The organism is Mesorhizobium sp. M7D.F.Ca.US.004.03.1.1, from assembly GCF_003998635.1.
GTDB classification, from domain to species: domain Bacteria; phylum Pseudomonadota; class Alphaproteobacteria; order Rhizobiales; family Rhizobiaceae; genus Mesorhizobium; species Mesorhizobium loti.
This window is the reverse complement of the sequence record NZ_RZQG01000417.1, coordinates 1-5,169: the sequence shown is the minus strand read 5'-3', so window position 1 is coordinate 5,169 and position 5,169 is coordinate 1. Positions and strand designations below refer to the sequence as shown.

7 protein-coding genes are annotated in these 5,169 nt (G+C 63.4%); 3 read left to right on the top strand and 4 right to left on the bottom strand.

Annotated elements, in window-relative coordinates; all coding sequences use genetic code 11:
- Together EN935_RS21530 and EN935_RS21525 are read right to left on the bottom strand one after the other, a co-directional pair.
- Positions 1-414: MFS transporter (locus EN935_RS21530; protein WP_127373589.1), on the bottom strand; the 414-nt coding region annotated here is incomplete at its 3' end.
- Positions 415-631: 217 nt separating this feature from the next.
- Complete coding sequence (locus tag EN935_RS21525; protein ID WP_164548866.1) at positions 632-1,249, bottom strand: DUF922 domain-containing protein; 618 nt, start codon at positions 1,247-1,249, stop codon at positions 632-634.
- A gap of 124 nt (positions 1,250-1,373) precedes the next feature.
- Here EN935_RS21525 and folP point away from each other — a divergent pair, with 124 nt between their 5' ends.
- The 3 genes from folP to folK are packed head-to-tail and all read left to right on the top strand — an operon-like array spanning position 1,374 to position 3,084.
- Positions 1,374-2,225 carry a dihydropteroate synthase gene (gene folP, locus EN935_RS21520; protein WP_127266012.1) on the top strand — a complete coding sequence of 284 codons (852 nt, stop codon included), beginning with the start codon at positions 1,374-1,376 and terminating at the stop codon, positions 2,223-2,225.
- 3 nt (positions 2,226-2,228) lie between these two features.
- Positions 2,229-2,588, top strand: coding sequence for a dihydroneopterin aldolase (gene folB, locus EN935_RS21515; RefSeq protein ID WP_056582260.1), 360 nt, complete (start codon positions 2,229-2,231; stop codon positions 2,586-2,588).
- Positions 2,572-3,084 (top strand): 2-amino-4-hydroxy-6-hydroxymethyldihydropteridine diphosphokinase, encoded by a 513-nt coding sequence (gene folK, locus EN935_RS21510; protein WP_109669265.1) that lies wholly within the window; start codon positions 2,572-2,574, stop codon positions 3,082-3,084. Before folB ends, folK begins: the two co-directional genes overlap by 17 nt.
- Positions 3,085-3,111: 27 nt before the next feature.
- On the opposite strand, the gene EN935_RS21505 is transcribed toward folK, so the two are convergent.
- On the bottom strand, positions 3,112-3,657 hold the full coding sequence (locus EN935_RS21505) for a DUF924 family protein (protein ID WP_127266263.1): 546 nt from the start codon (positions 3,655-3,657) through the stop codon (positions 3,112-3,114).
- 14 nt (positions 3,658-3,671) lie between these two features.
- Positions 3,672-5,169 (bottom strand): cation:proton antiporter (locus EN935_RS21500; protein ID WP_127373588.1); only part of this gene is annotated, 1,498 nt, incomplete at its 5' end.

Genomic DNA, 5,169 nt, shown 5'->3' with positions numbered 1-5,169 from the left:
GTCACCGATCACGGTCTGCGCCAGCGCAAACAGGCCGCCGCCACCGGCACCCTGGATCGCACGGCCGACGATCAGGACCAGCATGTTAGGCGCCATGGCGCTGACCAGGGATCCGGCAAGGAAGATGAGGATTGCCGCGTAAATCGTTGGCCGGCGCCCATAAACGTCCGATATCTTGCCATAGAGCGGCGCCATCGCGGTGGCGGTCAATAGGTAACCGGTCACGATCCACGGCAGATATTCGGCATGGCCGAGCAGGCGCGCCATGGTCGGCATCGCCGGCGCGACGATGGTCTGGTCAAGAGCGGCCAGAAGCATCGACAGGAGTACGCCACCGATGATGGCGTTCTTTTCGCTTTCGCTGAGAGGCGCGTCGGCCTTCACCACCGTCTGACTATCGACAGCCTGGTCCATGTCCATTCATCCGTATGCTTGCGGCTGGCCGGCGCCATCCGGCCGTTCCAGCGTGTTGACCGCGTTAGCCGCATTGATCTTTCGAAGGTCGCCCTGGCGAACCCGACATATGTCGTCCCGTATAGGCCGATTTCGACCGGTGCTCGAAAATTTTTCGAAGCTGGCACTAAGCTTCAGCGCAATTGGCCTGCGCCGCCATTCAACGCCTCGGCAGGATTCAGGCCGGCGGCAGCTGGCCGTTCCCGATGCGCTCCATCCGGTAGCGCAGAAGCCTCAGGATGCGGCTTTCGAAATTGACGCTTTCGACACGGTCGAACTGGAGCTGGGCCCGGTCGTGGCTGGCCAGGACAGCCGCGGTGATTGCGGCGGCCTTGGCCTTGGCGGCATCGCAGTTCTTTTGCGGGTAGGTGGCTTTCAGGGCCTCTTCGAGTTCGCGGCCATGGTTCTTGGCGATCTCCACATGGCGCTCCTCGTGGCGCTTGATGTCGGCGGACAGCGTATCCCAGAACAGCCTGACATCGGCATCGGCCTTGCGCGGGCGGCGCCACTCGGGAAGGATCACCTTCACCTTGACGGTCACCACAGCGTCGGCGATCCGGCAGGAGCTCGATGTCTGCGCATAGCTGATGCGGGTGGTGAAGGCCATCTGGGTGGCGCCGGGGTGCCGCATGCCCGTGCTTTTCACCTCCGGCCCGCGTTTGGAAAGCTGTGCCTCGATGTCCTCGAGCGTGCTGCCGCCAATGGCGAAATAGCTGTACGTCTTGACGAGATTGGCCGCACCCGCCGGGAGCGGGGTCACGGCGAGCAGCAGCGCGCAAGCCAAGGATTGTTTCATGCCAAGCATGGATCGCTTCATCATGTTGCCTCTTCGACCACCTTGCTTTACGGCCGTTGCCGACGCAACGGAATTGATCCGCCAGGGATCACACATGGTTGATGAACTCCATGGTTGATGAGCAATGACGGCTAGGCGATGGCAGTTGGCGCATGGACGCCATCTCGACCTTGGTGGCAAGGCCGTGGTCGTCGGCATCCTCAATGTCACGCCCGACAGCTTTTCCGACGGCGGTTTGTTCGACGCCCCTGAAAAAGCGCTGGTCCAGGCACGGCGCATGATCGGGGAAGGGGCGCTGGTCGTCGATGTCGGCGGGGAATCGACCCGCCCAGGTGCTGCCGCGGTATCGGCCAGCCAGGAACAGGCCCGCATCCTGCCGGTGATCGAAGCGCTGGCGGGCGTGAGCGAGGTGCTGGTTTCGGTCGACACCTATCGTGCCGAGACGGCGCGGCTTGCGGTAGCTGCCGGTGCGCATATCGTCAATGATGTCTGGGGTTTGCAGCGCGAACCCGGCATTGCGCGTATCGCCGCCGATACCGGCGCCGGGCTTGTCATCATGCATACCGGGCGAGATCGCCAGAAGCTGCCGGACGTGATTGCCGATCAGCTGACGTTCCTGCGTAAATCGCTCGAAATCGCCCGCCAGAACGGCGTTGCCGATGATCATATCGTGCTCGATCCCGGGTTCGGCTTCGCCAAGGAGACGGCGGAGGAAAATCTCGACCTGATGGCTCGCTTTTCGGAGCTGCATACGCTCGGCTTGCCGCTGATGGCCGGTACGTCGCGAAAACGCTTCATCGGCACGGTCACAGGCCGCGATGCGGCTGACAGAGGTGTCGGAACAGCGGCGACCAGCGTCATCTTGCGGCTCAAGGGCGCCGATCTGTTTCGCGTCCACGATGTCGCATTCAACGTGGACGCATTGGCGCTCGCAGATGCTATGCTGGCGCGTCAAACCGACCGGGCGAGAAACTGAGCGATGTATGTCATCCGCATGAAGAACTGCGCTTTCTTTGCCCGGCATGGCGTGCTGGACGAGGAGGAACGGCTCGGCCAGCGCTTCTATGTCGATGCCGCTCTCACCGTTGATCCCGGCCGGGCGCTTGTCGAGGATTCCATCGAGGACACCGTCAACTACGGCATTGCCTTCACGGTGATCGAAAAGATCATCACCGGGCAGCGCCGTTTCCTGATCGAGTCCCTAGCGCTCGAAGTGGCCCGTGCGCTGACGGCGCGTTTTCCGCAGATCAAGAAAGCCGAGATCACGGTGCGCAAGCCCAATGCCCCGGTGCCCGGCGTGCTCGATTACGTCGAGGTGACCGTTGTCTGGCCCGAATAGCACGGTCTATCTCAGCCTTGGCGGCAATCTTGGCGACCCGGCGAAATCAATGGGCGCGGCGCTGCGCATGCTGGATGCCGACGCGGACACGCGTGTCACCGGCGTGTCCTCGCTCTATCGCACGCCGCCCTGGGGCAAGCTCGATCAGCCGGACTTTCTCAATGCCGCCGCCGAAATTTCCACTGGGCTTGCACCGCGCGCCTTGCTCGACCTCTGCCTCGACGCCGAGCGCAAGCTGAAGCGGGTGCGCGAGGAGCGCTGGGGGCCGCGGCTGATCGATATCGACATTCTGGTGTTCGGCGACCGCGTTATCCACGAGACCGGGCTGGAGGTGCCGCATCCGCGCATGCTGGAGCGTGCCTTCGTGCTGGCGCCGCTGGCCGAGATCGCGCCCGGCCTGGTTGTCGGTGATCGCAGCATCACGGACCGGCTGGTCGCCGTCGACACGTCCGGCATCGAGCGCTTGTCGTCCGGCCGGGACTGGTGGCTGGCCTGACGTCTGGATGAGGCGGCAGCCGAACTTTCAGCCCGAGAATCCGCCGCCGTCCAGGAACGTTTGCTCCTGCGGCGTGGTTTCGCGGCCAAGCATTTTGTTTCGGTGCGGAAAACGACCGAAATTCTGAATGATATCACGATGTTCGACAGCATACTTCAGGTAGGGTTCGGCCCTGGTCTGGGTCAGATCGACCGATATGTGCTGGTCGGCGAGCAGTTCCGAATGCTCGTACGGCAGATAGAGGAAGACGCGGATTTCTTGCTCGAGCGCCAGATCATGGCCGGCCGCGATCGCCTTTGTGGCAAAATATCTGGCGAGCGGGTCGGTCGCGTACATGTGGCCGGTTCCGCGAAAGCAGTTCCGCGGAAACTGGTCGAGCAGGATCATCAGCGCCAGCGAGCCTTCGGCATGCTCCAGCCAGCCGTCGCATTCACGCCGCGCGGCGGCGTAGTGCAGATCGAGAAAGCGATTGCGGAAGTCGGCATCGAATGCCCCATTCTTCTCGAACCACGCGTCCTCGCCGGCATCGCGCCAGAATTTGGTGACCGACAGGGCTCTGCTGTCCAATTCCATGCCTGGTTCCTTGCTCAATCGGCGGGTTCGGATTTGTGCAGCACCCCGGCGGTCTCTTCGTTGAGCGCCTGGCCGGGGCGGCGCGGCGTCGAGAGCGGTGTGGGAATCGGCGTGCCGATATTGCCCCTCAGGAAGCGCTGTCCGGCGCGAATGCCTTCAGCGAGCTGGGTTTCGAAGCGGTTGGTGTCGCGGCGTCTGACGTCTTCGATCGTTTCAGCCACGTCTTCCGGATCGACACCCAGCGATTCCAGCGCCGAGCCGCCGAAAACAAGTGCAGATTCGAAGGTTTCACGCAGTTGATAATCAACGCCGGCGCGAATGAGCTGCAGCGCGGTACCACGATCGAAAGCGCGTGCCAGCACGGTGAGCAAAGGAAACTCAGCCTTGACGAGCTCCGCGATGCGGACGGCGGCATCGGCCTTGTCGACGCAGATCAGCACGGCGCGCGCCCGGCCGGCGCCGGCGGCATGCAGGATGTCCAGCCGCGTGCCATCGCCATAGTAAACCTTGAAGCCGAAATCGGCGGCCGCCTGGATCATTTCGACATCATTGTCGATGATCGAGACGTCGATGCCGCGCAGCAGCAGCGGCTGGCTGGCAATCTGGCCGAAGCGGCCGAAGCCGATGACCAGCACGCTGCCGGTCAGGCCATCGGCGACATCGACCCCGTCGAGCGACTGCTCGTCGCGCGGTGTCAGGTATCGCAGCGCGATGATCGCCAGCGGCGTCAGCACCATGGAGATGATGACGATCGCCGTCAGCGTCGCGTTGGCGTTGCCGTCGATGATGCCGACCGCCGCGGCCGCGGAGTAAAGGACAAAGGCAAATTCGCCGCCTTGCGCCATGAAGACCGCGCGCTCCAAAGCTTCGCGATGGCCGGTTTTCAGGATACGGGCGACGATGTAGATGCCGAACGCCTTCATCACCATGTAGGCGACGACATAGATGGCGATCAGCCGCCAGTTCGCGGCGACCACATGCAGGTCGAGCGACATGCCGACGGCAAGGAAGAACAGGCCGAGCAGGATGCCGCGGAAGGGTTCTATGTCGGCTTCGAGCTGATGGCGGAAGGTCGATTCGGACAGCAGCACGCCGGCCAGGAATGCGCCCATCGCCATCGACAGGCCGCTGAGCTGCATGGCGAGCGCGGATCCGAGAACCACCAGAAGTGCTGCCGCCGTCATCACCTCGCGAGCACGGGCATCCGCCAGGATGCGGAAGAACGGATTGAGCAGATACCGGCCAGCCACCACCAGGCCGACGATCGCGGCGAGGCCGATGCCGACCTCGGTCAGCCGCTCCGACAGGCTGGTGTCGGCTCCGCCGGGCGCCAGGAACGCGATCAGGGCCAGCAACGGCACGATGGCCAAATCCTCGAGCAGCAGGACCGATACGATGCGCTGGCCTTTTGGTGCGGCGATTTCGCCGCGTTCCTCGAGAAGCTGCATGACGATCGCGGTCGAGGTGAGCACGAAGCCGGCGCCGGCGACGAAGGATTGCGCGATCGGAAAC